Annotated in this window: 11 protein-coding genes; 4 read left to right on the top strand and 7 right to left on the bottom strand. The window is 62.9% G+C overall.

Annotated elements, in window-relative coordinates; genetic code table 11:
• Positions 1–36: 36 nt before the first annotated feature.
• Positions 37–2,949, top strand: coding sequence for a TonB-dependent receptor domain-containing protein (locus ACZ0BA_RS16675; RefSeq protein ID WP_463452332.1), 2,913 nt, complete (start codon positions 37–39; stop codon positions 2,947–2,949).
• A gap of 63 nt (positions 2,950–3,012) precedes the next feature.
• Here ACZ0BA_RS16675 and ACZ0BA_RS16670 read toward each other — a convergent pair whose 3' ends face one another.
• From ACZ0BA_RS16670 to ACZ0BA_RS16660, 3 genes are all read right to left on the bottom strand, one after another.
• Complete coding sequence (locus ACZ0BA_RS16670; protein ID WP_463452331.1) at positions 3,013–4,293, bottom strand: aspartyl/asparaginyl beta-hydroxylase domain-containing protein; 1,281 nt, start codon at positions 4,291–4,293, stop codon at positions 3,013–3,015.
• A gap of 156 nt (positions 4,294–4,449) precedes the next feature.
• Positions 4,450–5,001 (bottom strand): flavodoxin family protein, encoded by a 552-nt coding sequence (locus tag ACZ0BA_RS16665; protein WP_463452330.1) that lies wholly within the window; start codon positions 4,999–5,001, stop codon positions 4,450–4,452.
• Between the two features lie 90 nt (positions 5,002–5,091).
• Entirely contained in the window at positions 5,092–5,817 is a 726-nt protein-coding gene (locus ACZ0BA_RS16660) for a 16S rRNA (uracil(1498)-N(3))-methyltransferase (RefSeq protein ID WP_463452329.1), read from the bottom strand.
• Between the two features lie 548 nt (positions 5,818–6,365).
• On the opposite strand from ACZ0BA_RS16660, the gene ACZ0BA_RS16655 reads away from it, so the two are divergent.
• From ACZ0BA_RS16655 to gap, 3 genes are all read left to right on the top strand, one after another.
• Positions 6,366–9,395: a TonB-dependent receptor gene (locus ACZ0BA_RS16655; RefSeq protein ID WP_463452328.1), complete on the top strand. Its 3,030-nt coding sequence runs from the start codon at positions 6,366–6,368 to the stop codon at positions 9,393–9,395.
• A gap of 204 nt (positions 9,396–9,599) precedes the next feature.
• Positions 9,600–11,567 (top strand): transketolase, encoded by a 1,968-nt coding sequence (gene tkt, locus ACZ0BA_RS16650; protein WP_463452326.1) that lies wholly within the window; start codon positions 9,600–9,602, stop codon positions 11,565–11,567.
• Positions 11,568–11,616: 49 nt separating this feature from the next.
• The gene (gap, locus tag ACZ0BA_RS16645; protein ID WP_463452325.1) at positions 11,617–12,627 is read left to right on the top strand and encodes a type I glyceraldehyde-3-phosphate dehydrogenase; all 1,011 of its coding nucleotides are present in this window, start codon (positions 11,617–11,619) and stop codon (positions 12,625–12,627) included.
• Between the two features lie 114 nt (positions 12,628–12,741).
• Here the strand turns inward: gap and ACZ0BA_RS16640 are convergent, their stop codons facing one another.
• The 4 genes from ACZ0BA_RS16640 to glnE form a co-directional block, all read right to left on the bottom strand.
• Positions 12,742–15,666 (bottom strand): TonB-dependent receptor plug domain-containing protein, encoded by a 2,925-nt coding sequence (locus ACZ0BA_RS16640; protein WP_463452324.1) that lies wholly within the window; start codon positions 15,664–15,666, stop codon positions 12,742–12,744.
• 203 nt (positions 15,667–15,869) lie between these two features.
• A complete protein-coding gene (locus ACZ0BA_RS16635) occupies positions 15,870–18,755 on the bottom strand; it encodes a TonB-dependent receptor domain-containing protein (RefSeq protein ID WP_463454772.1) in 2,886 nt (961 codons plus the stop codon).
• 251 nt (positions 18,756–19,006) lie between these two features.
• Entirely contained in the window at positions 19,007–19,462 is a 456-nt protein-coding gene (locus tag ACZ0BA_RS16630) for a cache domain-containing protein (protein ID WP_463452323.1), read from the bottom strand.
• Positions 19,463–19,567: 105 nt separating this feature from the next.
• A complete protein-coding gene (gene glnE, locus ACZ0BA_RS16625) occupies positions 19,568–22,366 on the bottom strand; it encodes a bifunctional [glutamate--ammonia ligase]-adenylyl-L-tyrosine phosphorylase/[glutamate--ammonia-ligase] adenylyltransferase (protein ID WP_463452322.1) in 2,799 nt (932 codons plus the stop codon).
• Positions 22,367–22,485: the final 119 nt, after the last annotated feature.

The following is a 22,485-nucleotide window of genomic DNA, read 5'->3' as shown; positions in this document are numbered from 1 at the left end:
TACGTCTAATAAACAAAACCAAGGGAATTGAATATAATGATCAAGGAAACAGTACTGTCTCGCTCGATCCGCGTGATGTTCGTCAGCGGCCTCGCGCTGGGGATGCATGCCGCCACCGCGCAGGAAGCGGCGCCAGACGCGATGCAAAAGGTCGAAGTGACCGGTTCGCGCATCCCTACCCTGAACACCGACGGCGTGAGCCCGATGGTCGTGCTGGGCGCCAAGGACATTAAGCTCGACGGCGTGCGCAACGTCGAGAGCCTGCTCAACAACCTGCCGCAGGTGTTCGCTTCGCAATCGGGTAACGTCGTCAACGGCGCCACCGGTACCGCGACCGTGAACTTGCGCGGCTTGGGCGACAACCGCACGCTGGTGCTGGTCGACGGCCGCCGCATGCCGGCTGGCTCACCAGGTACCTCTGCTGCCGACTTGAATCAAATTCCTACCGCGCTGATCAAGCGCGTCGAAGTGATGACCGGCGGCGCCGGCGCCGTCTACGGCGCGGACGCCGTGGCCGGTGTGGTCAACTTCATCATGATCGACAACTTCGAAGGCGTGCAGGTCGAGTTGAACGGCAGTGGCTACAACCACCAGCAGAACAACCCGCGCGGTGTAGCCGACATTGTTGCCGGTCGTGCCGCGACCAACCCGAGCCAGTTTGCCGTGCCAGGCAACAAGAGCTTCGATGGCCGCTCCAAGGATGCTTCGCTGCTGATCGGCGGTAACTTCGCCGACGGCAAAGGTAACGCCACCTTGTTCTTCAGCTACAAGAAAGACGACGCGCTGCTGCAGTCCGAGCGTGATTTCACGTCGTGCTCGCTGTCCTCGTCGGCCGCCGGTTTCTCCTGCGGCGGCTCGAGCACCAACGCTACCGGCCGCCTCACCAACACCAAGACCGGTTCCGTCTACACCACTACCGCCTCCGGCGATCCACGCCCGTACAACACCGCGTTGGACGCCTACAACTTCGGTCCAATCAATCACCTGCAGCGTCCGGACGAGCGTTATGGCGTAGCCGCCTCGGCACGCTACGACGTGACCGACAAGCTGCGTGTGTACAGCAACTTCGCCTTCCATGACGACAAGAGCGACGCACAGATCGCGCCTGGCGGTCTGTTCGGCAACGTCTACAACATCAAGTACGACAATCCGTTCCTGACCCCGGCCATGCGCAATGCGATGAGCCTGTTCGCGCCTGGCGATACGACCGACGTCGTCATCCAGCGCCGCAACGTCGAAGGCGGCGGCCGCAATGCCCTGTTCACCAATACCTCGTACCGCATGCTGTTCGGCGCCAAAGGTGAAATCGGCAAGTGGTCCTACGATGTCTACGCGCAAACGTCGAAAGTGCGTTTTGCCGGCAGCTCGGACAACTACTTCTCGAAAGAGCGCGGCGCCAAGGCGCTTGACGTGGTCAACGTCGGCGGCGTGGCCACCTGCGCGGCCACCGTTGCCGGCACCGATCCAGGTTGCGTGCCATACAATCCGTGGGCAGTCGGCGGCGTGACGCCGGAGATGCTGAAGTACATCCAGATCCCTGGCCAGCAGTTCGGTTATACCAAACAGCAAGTCCAGAGTGGTACCATCGGTGCCGACCTGGGCGACTACGGCCTGCGCGTGCCGACCTCGAAAAACGGTATCGGTGTCTCGTTCGGCGTCGAACGCCGCGTCGAGGAGATCGAACTGAACCCGGACGGTCCTTCGCAGAACTTCGACCTCGACGGCGCCGGTGGTCCGGTCACGCCGGTCAAGGGCCGCTATGTGGTCAAGGATATCTTCGGCGAGGTGCGCCTGCCGCTGCTGGAAGACCGCTCGTTCGCCAAGAAGCTCGAGACCAACCTATCGTTCCGTCACACCGATATCGACACTGGCGTGACCGCCAACACCTACGGTCTGGGCCTGTTGTGGCAGCCGGTGGACATGATCTCGGTACGTGCCTCGCATCAGAAAGCTGTGCGCGCGCCGAACATCAATGAGCTGTTCTCGCCTGCCGGTAACAACCTGTACGATAACGATGCCGACCCATGCGCAGGTGCGACGCCTACGGCAACGCTGGCCCAGTGCGCCCGCACCGGCGTCACCGCTGCGCAGTACGGCAACATCCAGGACAGCCCTGCCGGTCAATACAACTACCTGGCTGGCGGCAATCCAGCACTGAAGCCTGAAACCTCGAAGTCGAACACCCTCGGCCTGGTCATCGCTCCGCTGCGCAACCTGACCGTCACCGTGGACTACTTCGACATCAAGGTCAACGACACGATCAGCAACGTCAGCCCATCGACGACGCTGTCGAAGTGCCTGGATTCGGGCAACCCGACCTTCTGCTCGCAGATCACCCGCGATCGCTTGGGCACCCTGTGGCTGCTGCCGGAAGCATCGATCGTTGGCACCAACACCAACATCGGTAGTCTGCATACCCGCGGCCTTGATCTGGGCTTCAGCTACGACGAAAAGGTCGGTTCCTACGGCCGCATGGGCGTGGTCATGAACGGCACCTACCTGAAAAACTTCGAAGTTGAAGAATTGCCAGGCGACGGTTCCTTCGATTGCGCAGGCCTGTATAACGGCGCCGGCAAATGCGGCCAGGCACGTCCGAAATGGCGTCACAAGCTGCGTCTGAACTGGAACACCCCATGGTCGACCGACCTGGCCGTCACGTGGCGTTACTTCAAGGCTGTCGATCTGGAAACCACCAGCGACAACCCACTGCTGAACGGCACCGCACGTCCGGTGGAAAGCACCCTGGGCGCGCGCAGCTACATCGACCTGGCCGGCACCTATGCGCTGACTAAGAAGATCACCCTGAGCGCTGGTATCAACAACCTGTTCGACAAGGATCCTCCGCTGACCTCGCTGGCCGGTACGGGCGTGGGTAACGGCAATACGTTCCCATCGATGTACGACGCGCTGGGTCGCAAGATCTTCCTGAACATGACCGCTCGTTTCTAATCGGCGCCATGTAACGCAAAAGGGCGGACCCTCGGGTCCGCCCTTTTTTTCGTCCCGGTCCGTTCAGAGGCCGAAGCCGCCTTGCTGCTGGCGGAAATCGTTGATGCCGCGCGTGAGCGCGGTGATCAGCCCACGCTCGGCCGGCGACAGGTGCGGATGCCAGATGTCGAAGATCAGCACCACGCGCAGCTGCTCGCTGTCGTTCCACGCCTCGTGCTCGATGGTGTCGTCGAACACCCACGCCTGGCCCGGTACCCACTGGCGCGTTTCGTTGGCGACGCGGAAACCGCAGCCCGGCGGAACGATCAGGGGCAGGTGCGTCACCAGGCGCGCGTTGCTGACGCCGACGTGGGCCGGAATGCGCGTCTTTGGTTTGAGCAGCGAGAACATGGCGCTGGGCGTGCGGCCGGGCTGGTCCGGCTGTGGCGCGCCGGCCAGCAGCGCCATCGTGCGTGGACATTTGTCGACGTGGCCAGGCACCGGCGCGCCGTCCTGCAGCAAGTGATAGGCGCTCCAGCGCGGCGAGTTGTTGAGCTCGGCGAACTGGTTGTGCGGCACGTCGTCGGCGTAGGTCAGGTAGGGTACGAAGTCCTGCTCGGCCGCCAGCACCTGCAGGAATTCGTCGCGGATGGCGTCGGTGCCGGCCTCGATCGCGTCGAGCCATGGAAAGTCGCCGCGTGGCAGGAAGGGTTGCGGCAGCAGTCCGGGGTAGTGGTACATCATCGACTGCGAGTCGTAGCGGCGCTTGCGCCCGACCATGATATCGATCGACTCGCGGAACCGGCCCAGGTCCTCGCCTGCGTGGCTCTGGTATTGCTGTTCGAGGAAGTTGTCGAGGAAACGGCCGAAGCCGGCCTGGTAATCGCCGAAGTATTTGAAGGCGTGCTCGACGGCCGTGCGCATGCCCGGTTCGAGTTGCGCCAGCGGCGGCGCCACCTGCGCCACCGCGCCGTACACCGAGGCCGACTGGTGGGTCCTTCCCTGACGCTCGAGCAACTGGGCGCGCAGCAGCAGCGCCACCATGTGCGACGGATCGGCCACCAGCGCGTTGTGGATCGCTGTTTCCTCGGCCGCCTCGTCCTTTTGCGCCTGGCATGCCAGCGCCAGATTGATCCAGCTTTGCGGATCGTCCTGGTCGGCGCGCACCAGCCGCTCGAAGGCGAGGCGGGCGGTGGCGTGGTCGCCGTGGCGGAAGGCACGCTTGCCGAGCGACGACAAGGCCAGCGGATGCGCCGGCGCCAGCTCCAGCAGGCGCGCCCACAAGCGCGCCGCGTCCTCATCCTTGCCGGCTTGGGTGGCCTGGATGGCGGCGGCCTCCAGGATCGCGATTTCGGGTTCGGCCATGGGTGATGTCTTTTCTGTTGTCGATGGACGCTGGCGGATGCCAGACGGAAAATTATAGCCCGCCGGTGGTGTCGCCAAGACAAAGAAAACGCAAAAAAACCCGCATGGCCGGGCGGCGCATGCGGGTTGTCGGGTTGCCGCCGGCGGCGGGCGGGCTTACTTCAGCCGCGCGGCAATCGCCGCCACGCGCGCACCGTAGGCCTTGGCGGTGTCGAGATCGCCTTGCGGGATTTCATCGACGCTGGCGTCCGACGGCGACTGCGCCATCGCGCCGAGCGAGCCGCCGATGTTGTTGAGGTCGGTGCGCTGGGCGGCCTTGGTGTTGGCCGGCAGCATGCCCAGGCTGACCCAGATGCCGCCGTGCTGCGAGGCCAGCGTGTTCAGGTAGACCAAGGTGTTTTGCTTGTCGCCGCTGAAGCTGGCGCTGTTGGTGAAACCGCCGAAGACCTTGTCTTTCCAGCCGCTGCCGAACCAGACCTTGGAGCTGGCGTCGGCGAATTTCTTGAACTGCCAGCTCGGGCCGCCCATATAGGTCGGCGTGCCGAAGATGATGGCGTCGGCCGCGTCCAGTTTTTCCCAGGCGCCGTCGGGCAGGTTGCCTTCGGCATCGAGCGCCAGCAATTCCCCACCGGCTCCCTCACTGACGTACTCGGCGACACGTTTGGTATGTCCATAACCGGAGTGATAGACAATGACGATTTTGCTCATGTGGTCTCTTCATTGAAAGTTAGTTGGAAGCCATAGAGTAGTCGAACGGGGACGTTTGGTAAATACTAACCCAAAGGTAGGGATGGCCCCTTACATGCCGCCCCAGATCGCGCTGAGCGCGCTCACGGCCGCCAGCGCCGCCGTCTCGGTGCGCAGGATGCGCGGACCCATCGACAGCGGCAGGGCGCCGTGGCGCAGCGCCAGATCCTCCTCCTGTTCGCTCAGGCCGCCCTCGGGGCCGATCACCAGCGTGACCGCCTGCGGCCCCTGGTGGCGCGCCCAGTCCGGCAGCGATTGCTGCGCGCGCGGCGTCAGGATGATGCGGCGGTGCATGTCCTGCTGGGTGATCCATTGCTTGTAGTCCTGTAGCGGCGCCAGCTGCGCCAGGCGATTGCGGCCGCTCTGCTCGGCCGCCGATTCGATGATGCCGCGCCAGTGGCCCATCTTTTTCTCCGCGCGCTCGGCCGACAGCCGCACCACGCAGCGCTGCGCCGCCAGCGGCTGGAAGCCCGACACGCCGAGCTCGATGGCCTTCTCGATAATCCAGTCCATCTTGGTCCCCTCCGGCAGCGCTTGCGCCAGCGTGATCGCGAAAGGCAACTCGACGTCGCGCGCATGGTGGGCCTTGATCTCGACGGTGGCGCTGCGGCGCTCGATCTGGGTCAGGGTCGCGCTGTATTCGCCGCCGTCGCCGTTGAACAGCGTGATCAACTCGCCCTGGGCCAGCCGCAGCACCTGGATGTGATGGGCCACGGTATCGGGCAATGTGAGCAGCTGGCCGACGGCCAGCGGCTGGGAAATGTGGAAGCGGGGCATGCGGAAATCCGGTCGGTAGGGAGCGACAATTTTAATCGCTGGGCTGCGCTCCCGGTGACTTACTTCTGGTTATAACTGGAAGTTACAAAGCCGGTCTGTTTTTGGTGCAGCCGAGCGCCTTGTTTGTGCAACAACCATGTCGAACACGAAAAATTGCACCAAGATAGGATTTGCTCGACCGGGAAAATTACGCGTTATCGCACTAATTCTGGAAAAATCCTTATGAGAAAATTCTATATGGTTATTCGCTAGTTTTGCTATATAAAAAATGTAACCGGCGCTTAACGCAAAGGGAATATGTGGCTCTATCGTAAAGCAATATTTTCCGACGATATAGCGATTCGTATCGAATCTGACTATTTTTTGCTCAGCTCGTTGTTTTATTGCATTACAAAAGTGTCCTTGTTGACAGTGTATTTCCGACCATGGTGTTATCAGTCCGGCAGGCAATGAAAATCCAGCGCCTGTGATTATTGGTACACACATCTCCATCAGAGAGAGAACGGGCAATCACGCCCATAAGGCAAATCTTCTAATCGGGAAAATACATGTTCAGGAAAACAGTCTTAGTGAATGCGCTGTCGCTCGCCTTCGGCACGGCGGCGTTGACCGTGGCGGTGGTGCAGCCGGCGATGGCGCAGTCGAATGCCTCGGGTAATATTTTCGGCCAGGTCGAATCGCCGTCCGGCGCATCCATCGTGGCCGAGAACAAGGAAACCGGCTTGAAGCGCACGGCGCAACCGGAAGCGGGCGGCCGCTACCAGTTCACGGCGCTGCCGGTGGGCCGCTACACGGTGCAGCTGGTGCGCGACGGCAAGGTGGTCAACAGCAACGACGTCGAGGTGACCATCGGCCAGGGCGTCAACGCCTCGTTCACCGGCGCCGTACAGTCGGTGCAGGTGACCGGCCGCCGCAGCCGCATCGATATTTCCAACACCAACAGCGGCGTCAACTTCACCGCCAGCGAGCTGGCCAAGCTGCCGATCACGCCGTCGGTGGCGTCGATCATCCAGCTGGCGCCCAACACCACGCGCGGCGACTCGCGCTACGGCGACGGCAACGCGCCGAGCTTCGGCGGTTCGGCGGCGTCGGAAAACGCTTTCTACATCAACGGTTTCCCGGTCACCAACGTGCTGTTCCAGGTCGGCACCTCCGAGCTGCCGTTCGGCGCCATTGGCGGCGCGCAAATCCTGACCGGCGGCTTCGGCGCCGAATTCGGCCGCTCGACCGGCGGTGTGATCAACATTTCGACCAAGAGCGGCACCAACCGCTGGGAGGCGGGCGGCAGCTACAGCATCGAGCCGAACTCGCTGCGGTCGACCGAGAAGAATATTTACTACGGCAACAACGGTCTGCCGACCGACGGCAAGCTGTACCGCTACAACCAGGACAACACCCGCGACAACACCATCGCCAACGTCTACGTCAGCGGCCCGATCATCAAGGACACGCTGTTCTTGTACGCCAACATCGAGCGCACCAAGACCGATATCGACAACAGCCGCGCCAACGCCGACAGCACCGCGCTCAACACCGGCTGGGAAGAGCGCCGCGACACCATCAACCGAGGCCTGGTCAAGATCGACTGGAACATCAACGACAACCACCGCCTCGAAGGCACCTACATCAACGACGATCCGAAGTCGGACCGCAGGTACTACACCTTCGACTACGCCAACCAGACGCACGGGTCCACGCAGACCGGCGGCGCGCACTACGAGAGCTACGGCCCGACGCCGGTGGCCGCGCGGGTCGGCGCCGAAATCAAGATCCTCAACTACACCGGCAACCTGTCCGACGACGTGACCCTGACGGCCATGGTCGGCAAGAGCCGCACCGAGCACGTGTACGATCCGGTCGGCTACAACCCGACCTTGTTCCAGGTGACGGCGCCGGCCATCGCGCGCATTCCGGGCTTTAGCTACAACAGCCCGCAAACGACCACCGGCAACATCCTGGCGCCGGGCGCCTTCGACGAGCAGAAGGTGATGAACCTGAACCTGCAATACAAGGTGGGCGATCACACGATCCGCGTCGGCGCCGACCAGAACAAGATCAGCTCGAAGGCCGGCAACAGCCGCGCCGGCGGCGGCACCTGGGTGTACGGCTTCGCCACCAACCCGAACTCGCCGATCAACTCGGCCATCCCGGCGCCGGCCACCAACGGCGGCTTCGGCAGCCAGGGCTACTATGTGAGCCGGGTGCTGTCGTCGGGCGTGTCGACGCCGTCGGTCGACCAGGACGCGCAATACATCGAGGACACCTGGCAGGCGACGTCCAAGATCATCATCAAGGCCGGCCTGCGCAACGAGCAGTTCACCAACTACAACGGCGACGGCCAGCCATATGTGTCGATGCGCCACCAACTGGCGCCTCGCTTCGGCGCCACCTGGGACGCGTTCGGCGATTCGTCGCTCAAGGTGTTCGCCAACGCCGGCCGCTACCACCTGCAAATGCCGACCAACGTCGCCGTGCGCGCGGCCGGCGCCTCGCTCAACACGTCCGAGTACTTCACCTATACCGGCATCGACCCGGCCACCGGCGCGCCGACCGGCCTGCGGCCGCTGGGCGCGCTGTACTCGGCCAACAACGAGTTCGGCCAGTCCAAGGATCCGCGCGGCGTGGCCGCCCAGAACATGGACTCGCTGTACCAGGACGAGCTGATCCTGGGCTTCGAGCGCGCCTATTCGCCGAGCCTGAACTTCGGCGCCAAGGTCACCTACCGCAAGCTCAAATCGACCATCGACGACTTCTGCGACCAGCGTCCGTTCAACAAGTACGCCACCGACCATGGCATCGAGAACAACTTCGTGTTCAATTGCGCGCTGTTCAATCCGGGCAAGGACAACGACTTCCTGGTCGACTATGCCGGCGACGGTTCGAAGCTGACGCCGGTGCACCTGACGGCGGCCGAGCTGGGTTATCCGGAAGTCAAGCGCAGCTACCAGGCGCTGGACCTGTTTGCCGAACACCCGCTGCGCAACGGCTGGTACGGCAAGATCAACTACACCTTGTCGCGCAACAAGGGCAACACCGAAGGCCAGACCCGTTCCGATTCCGGCCAGGCGGACGTCTCGACGACCGCGGTGTTCGACTATCCGGAGCTGTCGCTGAACTCCAACGGCCTGTTGCCGAACGACCGCAAGCACCAGATCAAGGCGTACGGCTTCTATCAGTTCAACGACCAGTTCAACGTCGGCGGCAACCTGCTGGTGGCCTCCGGCCGGCCGAAGAATTGCATCGGCAACTTGCCGCAGTCCTACTATGACGCCGGCAACGACGCCACCGGCTACGGTTCGGAGTTCTTCTTCTGCAACGGCCAGCCGGCGCCGCGCGGCAGCCGTGGCCGCATGCCATGGGACACGCGCCTGGACCTGAACGTGGCCTACACGCCGACGTTCCTGAAGGGGCTGGTGCTGCGCGCCGACGTCTTCAACGTGTTCGACCGCAAGATCGCGCAGAACCAGACCGAGTCGTACAACACCGGCCTGGGCCAGAACGCGCTGTATGGCAACGTGATCAGCTACACCGCGCCGCGCTCGGTCAAGCTGACCGCCGAGTACAGCTACAAGTTCTAACCCACTGCTTGTTGGCCTGATCATGCCGCCCGGTTTCCGACCGGGCGGCATTTGCCGTTTGGGCGTTGCAAATCCGCCAATTGTGGGCCGCAAGGGTGCGCTCTGGTAGAATACTGCGTTCAGCAGCACGGCAGTTGGCAGCTCCAGGATTCCAAACCTCCCGCACTTACTTACACCATGAACACTACGCTCCCGCACACCCAAATGGCTAACGCGATCCGCGCGCTGGCAATGGACGCCGTCCAGAAGGCCAATTCCGGCCACCCAGGCATGCCGATGGGCATGGCCGAGATCGCCGTTGCGCTGTGGAGTGGCCATTACAGCCATAACCCGGCCAATCCGAAGTGGGCGAACCGCGACCGCTTCCTGCTGTCGAACGGCCACGGTTCGATGCTGCACTACGCGCTGCTGCACCTGACCGGCTATGCGGTGACGATGGACGACATCAAATCGTTCCGCCAGATGCATTCGAAAACCCCGGGCCACCCGGAAGTGGACGTCACGCCGGGTGTGGAAACGACCACCGGCCCGCTGGGCCAGGGTCTGGCCAACGCGGTCGGCATGGCGCTGTCCGAGTATCTGCTGGCCAGTGAATTCAACAAGCCGGGCTACGAAGTCGTCAACCATTACACCTACGCCTTCCTGGGCGATGGTTGCCTGATGGAAGGCATCTCGCACGAGGTGTGCGCGCTGGCCGGCACCTTGGGCCTGAACAAGCTGATCGCGCTGTACGACGACAACGGCATCTCCATCGACGGCAAGGTCGAAGGCTGGTTCACCGACGACACCCCGGCCCGTTTCGAAGCCTACGGCTGGAACGTGATCCGCGCCGTCGACGGCCATGACGTCGCCGCCGTGTCGGCCGCGATCGCCGCCGCCAAGACCTCGGACAAGCCGACCCTGATCTGCTGCAAAACCATCATCGGCAAAGGTGCGCCTAATCTGCAGGGCGGCGACAAGGTCCACGGCGCCGCGCTGGGCGACAAGGAAATCGCCGCCGTGCGCGAACACCTGGTCTGGACCTCGGTGCCGTTCGAGATCCCGGCCGAGCTGTACACCGCGTGGGACGCGAAATCGTCGGGCGCCAAGGCTGAAGCCGACTGGGCCGCCGTGTTCGCCGAGTACACCACCAAGTTCCCGGCCGAAGCGGCCGAACTGACCCGCCGCATGAACGGCGACCTGCCGGCCGCCTTCGACGGCGCGCTGGCCGCCGCCATCGCCTCGTGCGTCGAGAAGAAAGAAAACATCGCCACCCGCAAGGCCAGCCAGAACGCCATCCAGGCGCTGGCGCCGGTGCTGCCGGAATTCCTGGGCGGCTCGGCCGACCTGACCAGCTCGAACCTGACCAACTGGAAGGAATCGATCCCGGTCCGTTCGGGCAAGCCGGGCAACCACATCAACTACGGCGTGCGCGAATTCGGCATGAGCGCCATCATGAACGGCATCACCCTGCACGGCGGCTTCATCCCGTTCGGCGCGACGTTCCTGACGTTCTCCGACTACAGCCGCAACGCGCTGCGCATGGCCGCGCTGATGAAGCTGCGTTCGATCTTCGTGTTCACCCACGATTCGATCGGCCTGGGCGAAGACGGCCCGACCCACCAGTCGGTCGAGCACATCTCGTCGATGCGCCTGATTCCTAACCTGGACAACTGGCGTCCTTGCGACACCGTCGAATCGGCGGTGGCGTGGGGCGAGGCGGTCAAGCGCAAGAACGGTCCGTCGACCCTGATCTTCTCGCGCCAGAACCTGCCGTACCAGGAGCGTACGCCGGAGCAGATCGCCGACGTCGCCCGTGGCGGCTACGTGCTGAGCGAAGCGGCCGACGCCAAAGTGACGCTGATCGCCACCGGTTCGGAAGTCGAGCTGGCCGTGGCCGCCGCCTCCGCGCTCAAGGCCGAGGGCATCGCCGCGCGCGTGGTGTCGATGCCGTCGACCGACGTGTTCGACCGCCAGGACGCCGCCTACAAGGCCGGCGTGCTGACCAAAGGCTTGCCGCGTGTCGCCATCGAAGCCGGCGTGACCGATTTCTGGTACAAATATGTCGGCCTGGAAGGCGCCGTGGTCGGCATCGATACCTTCGGCGAGTCGGCCCCGGCGGGCGTGCTGTTCAAGCATTTCGGCTTCACGGTGGAAAACGTCGTGGCGAAAGTCAAACTGGTCATTGCATAATCTATAATTGCTGACCGGACTACCTTATTTTTTTAATCAGGAGCATAGTATGACGATCAAAGTTGCAATCAACGGCTACGGCCGTATCGGCCGCAATGTATTGCGCGCTTTCTACGAAGGTGGCAAGAAGCAAGACATCCAGATCGTGGCGATCAACGACCTCGGCGATGCCAAGTCGAACGCCCACCTGACCCGCTACGACACCGCCCACGGCAAGTTCCCTGGCACCGTGGAAGTCGACGGCGACAACATGATCGTCAACGGCGACGTGATCCGCGTGTTCGCGCAGCGCAACCCGGCTGAAATCCCATGGGGCGACCTGGGCGTGGACGTGGTGCTCGAGTGCACCGGCTTCTTCACCACCAAAGAGAAGGCCTCGGCCCACCTCAAGGGCGGCGCCAAGAAAGTCATCATCTCGGCACCGGGCGGCAAGGACGTCGACGCCACCATCGTGTACGGCGTCAACCAGCACGTGCTGAAGTCGACCGACACCGTCATCTCGAACGCGTCGTGCACCACCAACTGCCTGGCCCCGCTGGTCAAGCCGCTCAACGACGCCATCGGCCTGGAAACCGGCCTGATGACCACCGTTCACGCCTACACCAACGACCAGGTGCTGTCGGACGTGATGCACGAAGACCTGCGCCGCGCCCGTTCGGCCACGATGAGCATGATCCCGACCAAGACCGGCGCCGCCGCCGCGGTCGGCCTGGTGCTGCCTGAGCTGAACGGCAAGCTGGACGGTTTCGCGATCCGCGTGCCGACCATCAACGTTTCGCTGGTCGACCTGTCGTTCATCGCCAAGCGCGACACGACGGTCGAAGAAGTCAACGCGCTGATGAAGGCCGCCTCCGAAGGCGCGCTCAAAGAAGTGCTGACCTACCAGACCGAGCCGCTGGTCTCGATCGACTTCAACCACAACCCGGCGTCGTCGAACTTCGACTCGACCCTGACCAAAGTGTCGGGCCGCCTGGTCAAGGTATCGTCGTGGTACGACAACGAGTGGGGCTTCTCGAACCGCATGCTCGACACCACCGTGGCGCTGATGACCGCGAAGTAATTCGTTTCATCCAATAAAAAGCCCTCCCGGTTCGCGCCGGGAGGGCTTTTTTTACGCCGGTGAGGCCGTAGCTTGCGCGCGCGCCCGTTTGGACACGCGCTTCGAACCGATGCTTTACAACGTCACGCGCAGGCCCAGGTAGTAGCGGCGGCCGATCGGATCGTAGACCGAGGCGTCGGTTTCGGTGCCGGTGCTGTTGCCGGGCAGGCCGCTGATGATGCGCGCGGGCTTGCGGTCGAAGGCGTTGTCCATGCCGAAGTAAACCTGGAACGCCTTCTTCACATCGTAGGTCACCTGGAAGTCGGTGGTCGTGTAGGAACCGATCTTCGGCGCGTCCTGCGGGTTTTCGAAGTTGATCAGGAACTGGTCGTCAAGCTTGGAGCGGCCGGTGTACGTGGTGGTGGTGCTAATGCCGACCGGCCCCCATTTGTACGCCAGACCCAGCACCGCCTTGTTGCGCGGCGACTCCAGTTCACCAGCCGACTCGTCCTTGTCGGCGCCCGGCAGCGGAACGTCCCACAGCGTTTTCAGGTAGGTGTACGAGGTTTGCACCGCCAGGCGGCCCGGACCGACGCGGTCGGCCCAGGAGACCGTCATGTCGATGCCTTCGGTACCTTTGCCGCCACTGTTGGACACGGCCGTGTCGCTGTAGCGGATCGAGCCGGCGTTGTAGGCGCCTTCGGCTGTCGGGCGGCGCGTGATGAAGCTGCAATAGCTCGTGTTGCCGCCGCCGTAGCACTGCGCCAGCGAATACTGGCGCGGCGTGCTGACGATCGCATCGGAAATATTGATCTTGAAGTAGTCGGCGGTGAACGTGAATTTGCTCAGCGCTGGAATCGAGCGCGGCGTGATCACCACGCCGACGGTGCTCGAGCGTCCCTTCTCGGCGCCCAGATCCGGATTGCCGCGGTTGTAGCCGCTGACGCCTTGCACGTCCGATTGCGACTGCGTGAAGACACCGCCGTTGGCCGCGATATTGGCGTTCACGCCAGGCGCGGCGCGGCAGGCGAGACTGGCCGGGTCGCTGCTGGTGGCCGTCACGCCGATACATGGGTCGACCAGGCCGCTTGGGAAGTCCTGGCTCGGCGGCGAGTACAGCTCGTTGATGTTCGGCGCGCGGGTCGACACGGCGCGGGTGCCGCGGAACTTGACGTCGGTCACCGGCGTCCATTCGAAGCCGGCGTTCCAGCTGTTGGTGCTGCCGACGGTCGAGTAATCGCCGTGGCGGAACGATCCGCGGAAATCGAGCGCCTTGGCGAACGGCTGATCCTTCAGCACCGGTACGCGGGTTTCCGCAAAGACCTCGCGGACGTTGTATTTTCCGTAGGTGGGCGGAATCGCGTTACCCGCGTTCAGGCCGGCCTGGGTCAGCGGGTCGGCCACGCTGCTCGATTCCTCGCTGCGCCATTCGAAGCCGGCCGCGATGCCGATCGCGCCCGCCGGCAGCGTATAGACGTCGCCGCTGACGTTGAGGCCGGCGATTTTCTGCGTGATGGCTGTTGCCAGCGATCCCGGCGCGGTGACGTAGCGCAGCGCTTCCGGGGTGATGGTGTTGAAGCCGAACACGTTGAGCGGCACGCAGCCTTGCGCGCGCGCCACCGGGTCGGCGCACATGACGCCGCCTTCGGGGTTGGGGATCGCTTCGAGCGCCGAGCGGGCCGTCAACGTATTGATCTGGCCGGTGGAGTTTTGCGACTCCGTGGTGTGGCCGTAGCTGACGAAGGCGTCGTAATTCCAGTCGTTCAGGAAGCTGCCTTTGAGGCCGGTGGCCAGGCGCAGCGTGCTGCGGTCGACGCTGCTGTGGCGCGGGCCGAATTCTGCCAGGCGGCGATTGAAGTTGTAGTCGCGCAGGCCGTCGCCGTCGGTGTCCTCGCTGCCTTCGAACAGGTTTTGCGGCACCAATGGGTTGCGCACCGCGACGCCGTTGATCAGCGACTCGGCCGGCACCTGGCCGCCGTTGTTCTTGTAGATGTCAGCCGACGCCATCGGATACGGCTCGATGTTTGTGGAAACCTTGGTCTGGGCATACGTGCCCTCGAAGAACGCGTTGGTTTTGTCGTTGATGGCCAGGTTGCCGTTGGTGGCGAACAGGAAGCGTTCGGTCGGGACGGCGATGGTGCGGTATTCGGAACGGTTGAAGCCGGTGGCGGCCAGTGTGGAAGTGCCGTTGGTCGACCATGGGATGACATTGCCGTTGCGGTCGTAGGTAAAGGTATTGCCGTTGGCCAGGAAGAAGCGGCCTTGCGGCGCGATGCCGGAGTAGAACGGCGACAACGGCGTAAACAGGTCGGCGGCGTTGCCGGTGCTGGCGCCGAGCGAAGTCTGGTCGATCGCCGAGCCCAGGCGCGGACGGTCTTTCGACATCACGGCGCCCTGTTTGGTGTAGCCGAAGTGCCCCATGATGTTGCTGGCGCCGTCGGCGCTGCTGGTGCCGAAGGTCAGCGCCAGTTTGCGTTTCTGATCGTCGTTTTTCTCCCACGCGCGGCCGGCCGAGCCGTCGACCACCAGGCCGTTGAAGTTGCGTTTGAGGATGATATTGACGACACCGGCAACGGCGTCCGAACCGTAGGTGGCCGAGGCGCCGCCGGTCAGCAGTTCGACCCGTTCAATGAAGTCGATCGGAATGGTGTTCAAGTCGACGGCGGTGTCGCCCGGCACGCCGGAAACGAAGCGGCGGCCATTGACCAGCACCAGCGTGCGGGAATCGCCCAGGTTGCGCAGGTTGACGGTGGACACGCCGCCGCCGGAGGTCAGGAAGTTGGAGTTGGTGCGGCTCAGCGATGGCGTACCCATGGTCGGGTTCTTCTGCATCAACTCCTGCAGGTTGACGGCGCCGGAGGCGGCAATGTCGGCCGCCGTCAGAATTTGCAGCGGCGATGGCGACTCGGCGTTCGGCGACGAAATGCGCGAACCGGTGATCTGCACGCGCTGAACCGGTTCGGATGCGGCTTCCTGCGCTTGGGCGCTGAGGGTGCCTAACGCCAGGCCGGTGACGCAGATCATGCGCACCGACCGGGCTAGTGTTCTCTCTTTCATCATTTGCAACTCCCTGGGGATTATGAGTGGTTGTCTAATTGTCGAAACATCATTTTTTCGATCAACCACTGTACTCAGTCGCCATTGGCACTGTAAATACAAACACTTTACAAAATCAAAAAACCAACAATATCAAAATGATAGTTACGCTGCACCGTTGTGGTGCAGCCACAAATCGTTGAACACGGTTGACTTTGGCAATCAATTCACAGCGAAACGCGCAACCCCACGTAGAAACGCCGGCCGATCGGGTCGTACGTTGAGGCGTCGGTTTCGGTGCCGGTCTGGTTGCCCGGCAGGCCGCTGATGATGGGTGGCGGGCTGGTGTTGAACAGGTTGTCGATGCCCAGGTAGAGCTGCACCGATTTCCGCACGTCATAGGTGAACTGGACATCGTTGTAGGTGCGCGAGCCGACGCCGACCGTGCCTGGCTCGATGCTCAGGCTCTTGAGGAACTGGTCGTCGAGCGACACCGGTCCGGTGTAGGTGGTGCTCAGGTTGGCGCCGTACGGCCCCCATTTGTAGGCCAGGTTCAGGGAGGCGCGGTTGCGCGGCGCGTTGACGTTGCTGGCCGTGACCTCGGCCACATCGTGGTTTTTCTCGGCATCCGGCGTGGCCTGCTGCCACAGCTTGCGCAGCCACGTGTGGGCCAGGCGCGCGCTCAGATTGCCCGGTCCCACGCGGCCGGTCCAGGAGGCGGTCAGGTCGATGCCCTCGGTGCCGAAGCCGCCGCTGTTGGTGGCGGCGATGTCGCTGTAGCGGATCGAACCGGCGCTGAGGTTGCCCACGGCGGCCGGACGGCGCGTGATGAAGGAGCAGAAGTTCGCGTTGTTCTGGTTGTAACACTGGTCCAGCGCATACTGGCGTTCGGTCGAGACGATGGCGTCGGCGATCTTGATCCGGAAGTAATCCAGCGTGATCACCGCCCGGCTCAGCAGCGGAATCGAACGCGGCGTGATGACCAGGCCGACCGTGGTCGAGCGGCCGGTTTCGGCGTCGAGGTTCGGATTGCCTCGGTTATAACCGCTGACGCCTTGCTGGTCTGCCTGATTTAACGTGAAGATGCCCCCATTTGCCGTCATATTGGCCGCAACACCCGGCGCGTTGCGGCAATTGACGGCCAGCGCGCTGGTGCCGCCGGAGGACACGCCCTCGCAGGGATCGACCAGTCCGGTGGGGAAATCCTGGCTGGGCGCCTGGTACAGCTCGTTGATATTGGGCGCCCGGGTCGATTGCGCCCGTGTCGCGCGCAGCTTGATGTCCGGCATCACCGTCCATTCGAGGCCCAGGTTCCAGCTGTTGGTGCCGCCGACAGTGGAATAGTCGCCGTGGCGGAACGTCGCCAGCGCGCTGAGGTCGCGCACCCACGGGCGGTCCTTCAGCAAGGGCACGCGGCCCTCGACAAACACCTCGCGCACGGTGTACTGGCCGAAGGTGGGCGGCGTGGCGTTGCCGGCGTTCAGGCCCGACTGCGTCAACGGATCGGGAATGGCGCTCGATTCCTCCGAGCGCCATTCGAAGCCGGCGGCGATGCCGATGCGGCCCGCCGGCAATCCCGGCACCTCGCCGGTGGCGGAGGCGCCGACCAGCCGCTGCGTGATGGTCGTCAGCAGCGAGCCGGGCGCGGTCACGTAGCGCAGCGCGTCCGGGGTGATGCTGTTGTAGCCGAACAGGTTGATCGGCACGCAGCCCTCCTGGCGGGCATTGACGTCGCGGCAGACCGGCGTGCCGTCGACGTCGGGCACCGCATCGAGCGCGTTGCGCAGGCTCATGACGTTGACTTGCCCGGTGGAGCTTTGGGCTTCCTTGGTTTTGCCGTAGGTCAAATAGGCCTCGTAGTTCCAGTCGCGCAACGTGCCCTTGAGGCCGGTGGACAGGCGGAAGGTGTCGCGGTCGACGTTGGACTGGCGCGGGCCGAATTCGGACAAGCGGCGGGTGAAGAAGTAGTCGGGCACGCCATCGCCGTCGGTGTCGCTGATGCGGTCGTACAAATACTGCGGCACCAGCGGGTTGCGGACCAGCGCGCCGTTGATCAGCGCGCCGGCGGGCACCTGGCCGCTGATTTTGTAGACATTATCCGAGCCCAGGCCGAATGGTTCGATGTTGCTGCTGGCGTTGGTCGAGGCGTAGGTGCCTTCGAAAAACGCGCCATGGTCGGCATTGAAGGCCCAGTTGCCGTTGGTGGCGAACAGATAGCGCTCGATGGGCACGGCGATCAGGCGGTACGCCGAACGGTTGTAACCGGTGGCGCCGGCGCCGGTGCCCGGCTCACCGTTTTGATTCCACGGGATAATATTGTTGTTTGCATCATAGGTGAAATCCTCGGCGTCGCCGAAGAAATGGCCTTGCGGCGCATAGCCGGAAAAGTTCGGCCGGCGCGGCACGAACGCGAGGTCGGGGCGTCCCTGGGTGATCGACGAGAACTGGTCGACGGCGGAACGCGGGCGATCGCGCGAAGAGACTTCGCCTTGTTTGGAATAGCCGAAATGGCCCATCAGGTTGCTCGCGCCGTCGGCGCTCGTGATACCGAAAGTTAATCCCAATTTCTTTCTGTAGTCATCGCCTTCCTGGCTTCGTCCCACCAGCGAGTCGAGCATCACGCCGTTAAAGTTTTTCTTCAATATAATATTTACCACGCCGGCAACGGCATCCGAACCATAGGTGGCGGACGCGCCGCCGGTTAATAATTCGACCCGCTCGATAAAATCCGTTGGAATAGTATTCAGATCAACCGCGGTGTCTCCGGGCACGCCCGAAACAAAACGCCGCCCATTAACCAATACCAAGGTACGGGAATCGCCGAGATTTCGTAGATTTACCGTGGTGACGCCAGCGCCGGATGTATTGAAGTTGGAATTGGTGCGGCTTACGGAGGGCGTTCCCATGGTCGGGTTTTTCTGAAGTAATTCTTGCAGATTTGTTGCGCCGGACGCCGCGATATCGGCCGAGCTTAATATTTGCAACGGCGATGGCGACTCGGCGGCGGGTGAGGCGATACGTGAGCCGGTAATCAGCACTTTCTGCACAGATTCAGCAGATTCCTGTGCATCGGCGGTTATTGTGCCGAATACCAAGCCGCTGGCGCAGATCATGCGGACCGAGCGGGCGAGCAATCTTTCTCTAGTCATATCCGACTCCTTTTTTGTTTATTAACGGGATGTCACCGTTTGATAGACAGAAGAGGTGGCCGAAGAGTTCCCAGACGTCCCACGCTTGTTTTTGGCTTTTACATGCCAGGTTCTGGCATGAAACCCCGGGATTTTGCGCATGGGAACAAAAAAAGGGCGAAAAAAAGCCGGGAAACATCCCGGCGGCGGTACAAAAGGTAGAGCGGATAACAGCTTTATTTGTAAATGCCGGAACCCACGAACATATCGTCGACTTTCTCCACATAACCGGACTTCGATTCCACCGCCTTGGTCACGGGATTCGGCCATTTAAAATCAACCCAGCCGCTGCCCTTGGTCTTAGCCAGATCAACCATTTCCTTGATCATTGGCTTGCCTTCATTATCTTTCAGGCCAATTAGAGGTTTGCCGACCATTTTAGGATTATTCCCATGGGCCAAAGCCACGCCGTTCAAATCATAAGCATAGACATATAAGTCGCGGTCGTGAAAGGTGGTATTGGCCGGATCGGATATGGCTGCAAAGGCCTTTTCCTTGCCGTCCGATTTAATCAGCGCGACCGCGCGTTTGACCATGGCGACCGCCTCTTCCTTGCTTCCCTTGTCGGCCGCGATAGCTGTGGTGGACATCGCCAGCAGGCTGAATGCGACGGCACTTAATAATGTTTTCATGTCAATTCTCCAGGTTAAGTGAGACAGCTGCCGGGCGCCAGGGTCACGTCGCGCTCTCATTATTCAGCCTGTACATGGTACTTCACTTATTCCGGAGTCCCGTTGTTAGTCGGCAACGTTCTCTTCAAAGATCAATTTCCAAAGCGCTAACACGTGGGGCACATGGTCGGCCATCAGCGCCGGGTCGATCCTGGCCATGTCCTGGCCCTGCAGACGCAGCTGGTGCTGCAGCTTGCGTAACTGCCGGTAGGCATCGCCGACCTTGGCGGCCAGCGCCGCCGGGATCAAATCGAGCTCGCCGAACATCTTGAGCAGCGTGATATTGCCGATATTGATCGTCAGTTGGGGGTAGGTCGAGGCGTAGCGCAGCACCAGGTACTGCACCATGAACTCGATATCGATCATGCCGCCCGGATCGTTTTTCAGGTCGAACAATTGGCTGTGGTTGGGCTTGGCGTCCACCATCCGCTTGCGCATGGCCACCACTTCGCGCCGCAGCGGGCCGTCGGCCGGACGCGCCTTGCGCAGCACAGCCTCGCGGATCTGCTCGAAGCGTTCACCGATGGCGGCGTCGCCGGCGCAAAAGCGCGCGCGCGTCAGCGCCTGGTGCTCCCAGACCCAGGCAGCCGTGTTCTGGTACTTCTCGAACGAGCCCACGCTCGACACCATCATGCCGCTGGCGCCGTCCGGACGCAGCGCGGTGTCGATGTCAAACAGCATCCCGGCCGGGGTTTGCGATGTCATCCAGGTAATAAAACGCTGCGCCAGCTTGGCATACTGGGCCGGGGCGTCCTGGTCGGTGTCGTCATACAGGAAGATCACGTCGAGGTCGGAGACGTAGCCGAGCTCCTTGCCGCCCAGCTTGCCATAGGCGATCACGGCAAATTGCGGCACGTCGCGGTGGCGGGTGGCGATGGTCTGCCAGATCGCCTTGATGGCGGCATCGACGATCTTGTCGGCCAGCGCCGACAGGTGGTCGGCCAGCTTTTCGACCGTCAGGTCGCTGGCCAGATCCTGCGCCAGCAGGTGGAACAGCTGGGCGTGGTGGATCTCGCGCAGGATGTCCATCTGGCGCTCTGTGTCGCCGGGGGCGGCGGCCAGCTGCCGCGCGAGGTCCTGCGCCAGGCCCTCCGGGTCGAACACGGCGTTGCGCACGCGGTCGTCGAGCAGTTCGTCGAGCAAGATCGGATGCAAACTGAGGAATTGCGCGGCCCAGCCGCTCGCATGCACCATGCGGATCACGCGCGCCAGCGTGTGCGGGTATTCGGTCAGCAGCGACAGATAGGCCGAGCGGCGCGCCACCGCTTCGAAGAAGTCGAGCAGGCGGCCCAGGGTGGCCAGCTGGTTGCCGCCGCGCGATTCGGCCGAGCATTCGATAATCAGCGGCAGCGCCGCGTTGACGAGCGCAAGCAGCCGGTTGCGACTGGCTTCCGGCAGCGATTGCAGGCGCGGCGCCTGCCAGGTGGCGATCAGGCGCTTGGTCGCCACCTCGGGAGCGTCGAAGCCGAGTTCGGCGAAGCGCGCGATCATGGCGTCGCGGTTGTCTGGATCGGCGCATTCGTTGCTCGACTGCGGATTGATGTCGTTGTCGCTGCCGCTGGTCTTGTCCGAGAACATCTCGTCAAACTGCCCGGCGACGAACTGGCGGTGGGCCTCCAGCTGACTCAGCAAGGTGGCCGCGTCGGGCAGGCCCATCATCTGCGCCACCAGCGACTGGTCGGCGTCGTTGGCCGGCAGGGTGTGGGTTTGGGCGTCGTCCAGGTATTGCAGCCGGTGTTCCAGATTGCGCAGGAAGGTGTAGGAAGCCAGCAGTTGGTAGACGATAGCGTGGCTTAGCAAGCCTTTCTCGGCGATGATGCGCAAGGTGGTGCGGGTCGACCGGTCGCGCAGCGCGGCGTCGCGGCCGCCGCGTATCAACTGGAACACTTGCGCCAGAAACTCGATTTCGCGGATGCCGCCCCGGCCCAGTTTGACGTTGTTGCTGCGGTCCGGGTGCAGCCGCTCCTGGCGGTTGACCTCGGCGCGGATTTGCGCGTGCATGTTACGGATGGCGTCGATGACGCCGAAGTCCAGATAGCGGCGGAAAACGAACGGGCGGGCGATGCCCTCGAGCGCTGCGATATCTTCCTCCGAGCCGGTCACGGCACGCGCCTTGACCCAGGCGTAACGTTCCCATTCGCGGCCCTGGACGATCAAATATTGCTCCACCATGTTGAAGCTGGCGGCCAGCGGTCCCGAGCCGCCGTTCGGTCGCAGTGCCATATCGACGCGGAACGTGTAGCCATCTTCCGTGATCTCCGCGATGGCGGCGATCAGCTTCTTGCCCAGGCGGATGAAATACTCGTGGTTGGACAGGCTGCGCTGACCCGGCGCCACGATCACGGTGTCGCCATCCTCGGGATAGACGAAGATCAGGTCGATATCGGAGGAGACGTTGAGCTCGCGGCCGCCCTGTTTGCCCATCGCCAGCACAATCAACTCCTGCGGCAGGCCGGATTCGCGCCCGGTCGGGGTGCCGTGGAGGGTGGTCATTTCCACGGTCAGTTCGCGCAGATGGCGCTGGATGGCGAAGTCGGCGAACCGTGTCATGGTTTCCACCACCTCGGCCAGATCGGCCCGGCCCTCCAGATCCCGCCGTATCAGTCCGCAAACCAGCAGATTGCGCAGCCGGCGCATGGCGCGTTGCAACGGCAGCGGCGGGGCGCCCTCCGGTACGGCGGCGGCCTCCCGCGCCAGATACGCGTCCAAATCGATCTCCGCCAGGCACACCTGCGCGATGGCATCGGCTTTGGCCGCGCGGTCCGGCGCGGCGGCGAGCCAGCGTTGATAGAAGCGGGAAGCGGACGCTGTGACCAGCGGGGCGACAAGCGGGGAGACGGCGGAGTTGACGGCGGTGGCGTTCATTGGCGGCTATTTTCCCGATACGAATAAGTTGGCCTCCGCCGGACACGTAAAACCGGCGCAACAAGGGCTAACAGGCGCTATGTTAGCGGTGCGATGCGGTAGAATGCGCAGGCTGGGAA

It is taken from the genome of Duganella sp. AC917, assembly GCF_979258245.1.
This window is presented reverse-complemented; position numbering and strand designations above follow the sequence as displayed.

Excerpts from the sequence above, each read along its gene's own strand:
- glnE (WP_463452322.1), bottom strand. The coding sequence starts at position 22,366 with ATGAACGCCACCGCCGTCAACTCCGCCGTCTCCCCGCTTGTCGCCCCG.
- ACZ0BA_RS16635 (WP_463454772.1), bottom strand. The coding sequence starts at position 18,755 with ATGATCTGCGCCAGCGGCTTGGTATTCGGCACAATAACCGCCGATGCA.
- ACZ0BA_RS16660 (WP_463452329.1), bottom strand. The coding sequence starts at position 5,817 with ATGCCCCGCTTCCACATTTCCCAGCCGCTGGCCGTCGGCCAGCTGCTC.
- ACZ0BA_RS16670 (WP_463452331.1), bottom strand. The coding sequence starts at position 4,293 with ATGGCCGAACCCGAAATCGCGATCCTGGAGGCCGCCGCCATCCAGGCC.
- gap (WP_463452325.1), top strand. The coding sequence starts at position 11,617 with ATGACGATCAAAGTTGCAATCAACGGCTACGGCCGTATCGGCCGCAAT.
- ACZ0BA_RS16665 (WP_463452330.1), bottom strand. The coding sequence starts at position 5,001 with ATGAGCAAAATCGTCATTGTCTATCACTCCGGTTATGGACATACCAAA.
- ACZ0BA_RS16630 (WP_463452323.1), bottom strand. The coding sequence starts at position 19,462 with ATGAAAACATTATTAAGTGCCGTCGCATTCAGCCTGCTGGCGATGTCC.
- ACZ0BA_RS16640 (WP_463452324.1), bottom strand. The coding sequence starts at position 15,666 with ATGATGAAAGAGAGAACACTAGCCCGGTCGGTGCGCATGATCTGCGTC.
- ACZ0BA_RS16655 (WP_463452328.1), top strand. The coding sequence starts at position 6,366 with ATGTTCAGGAAAACAGTCTTAGTGAATGCGCTGTCGCTCGCCTTCGGC.
- ACZ0BA_RS16675 (WP_463452332.1), top strand. The coding sequence starts at position 37 with ATGATCAAGGAAACAGTACTGTCTCGCTCGATCCGCGTGATGTTCGTC.
- tkt (WP_463452326.1), top strand. The coding sequence starts at position 9,600 with ATGGCTAACGCGATCCGCGCGCTGGCAATGGACGCCGTCCAGAAGGCC.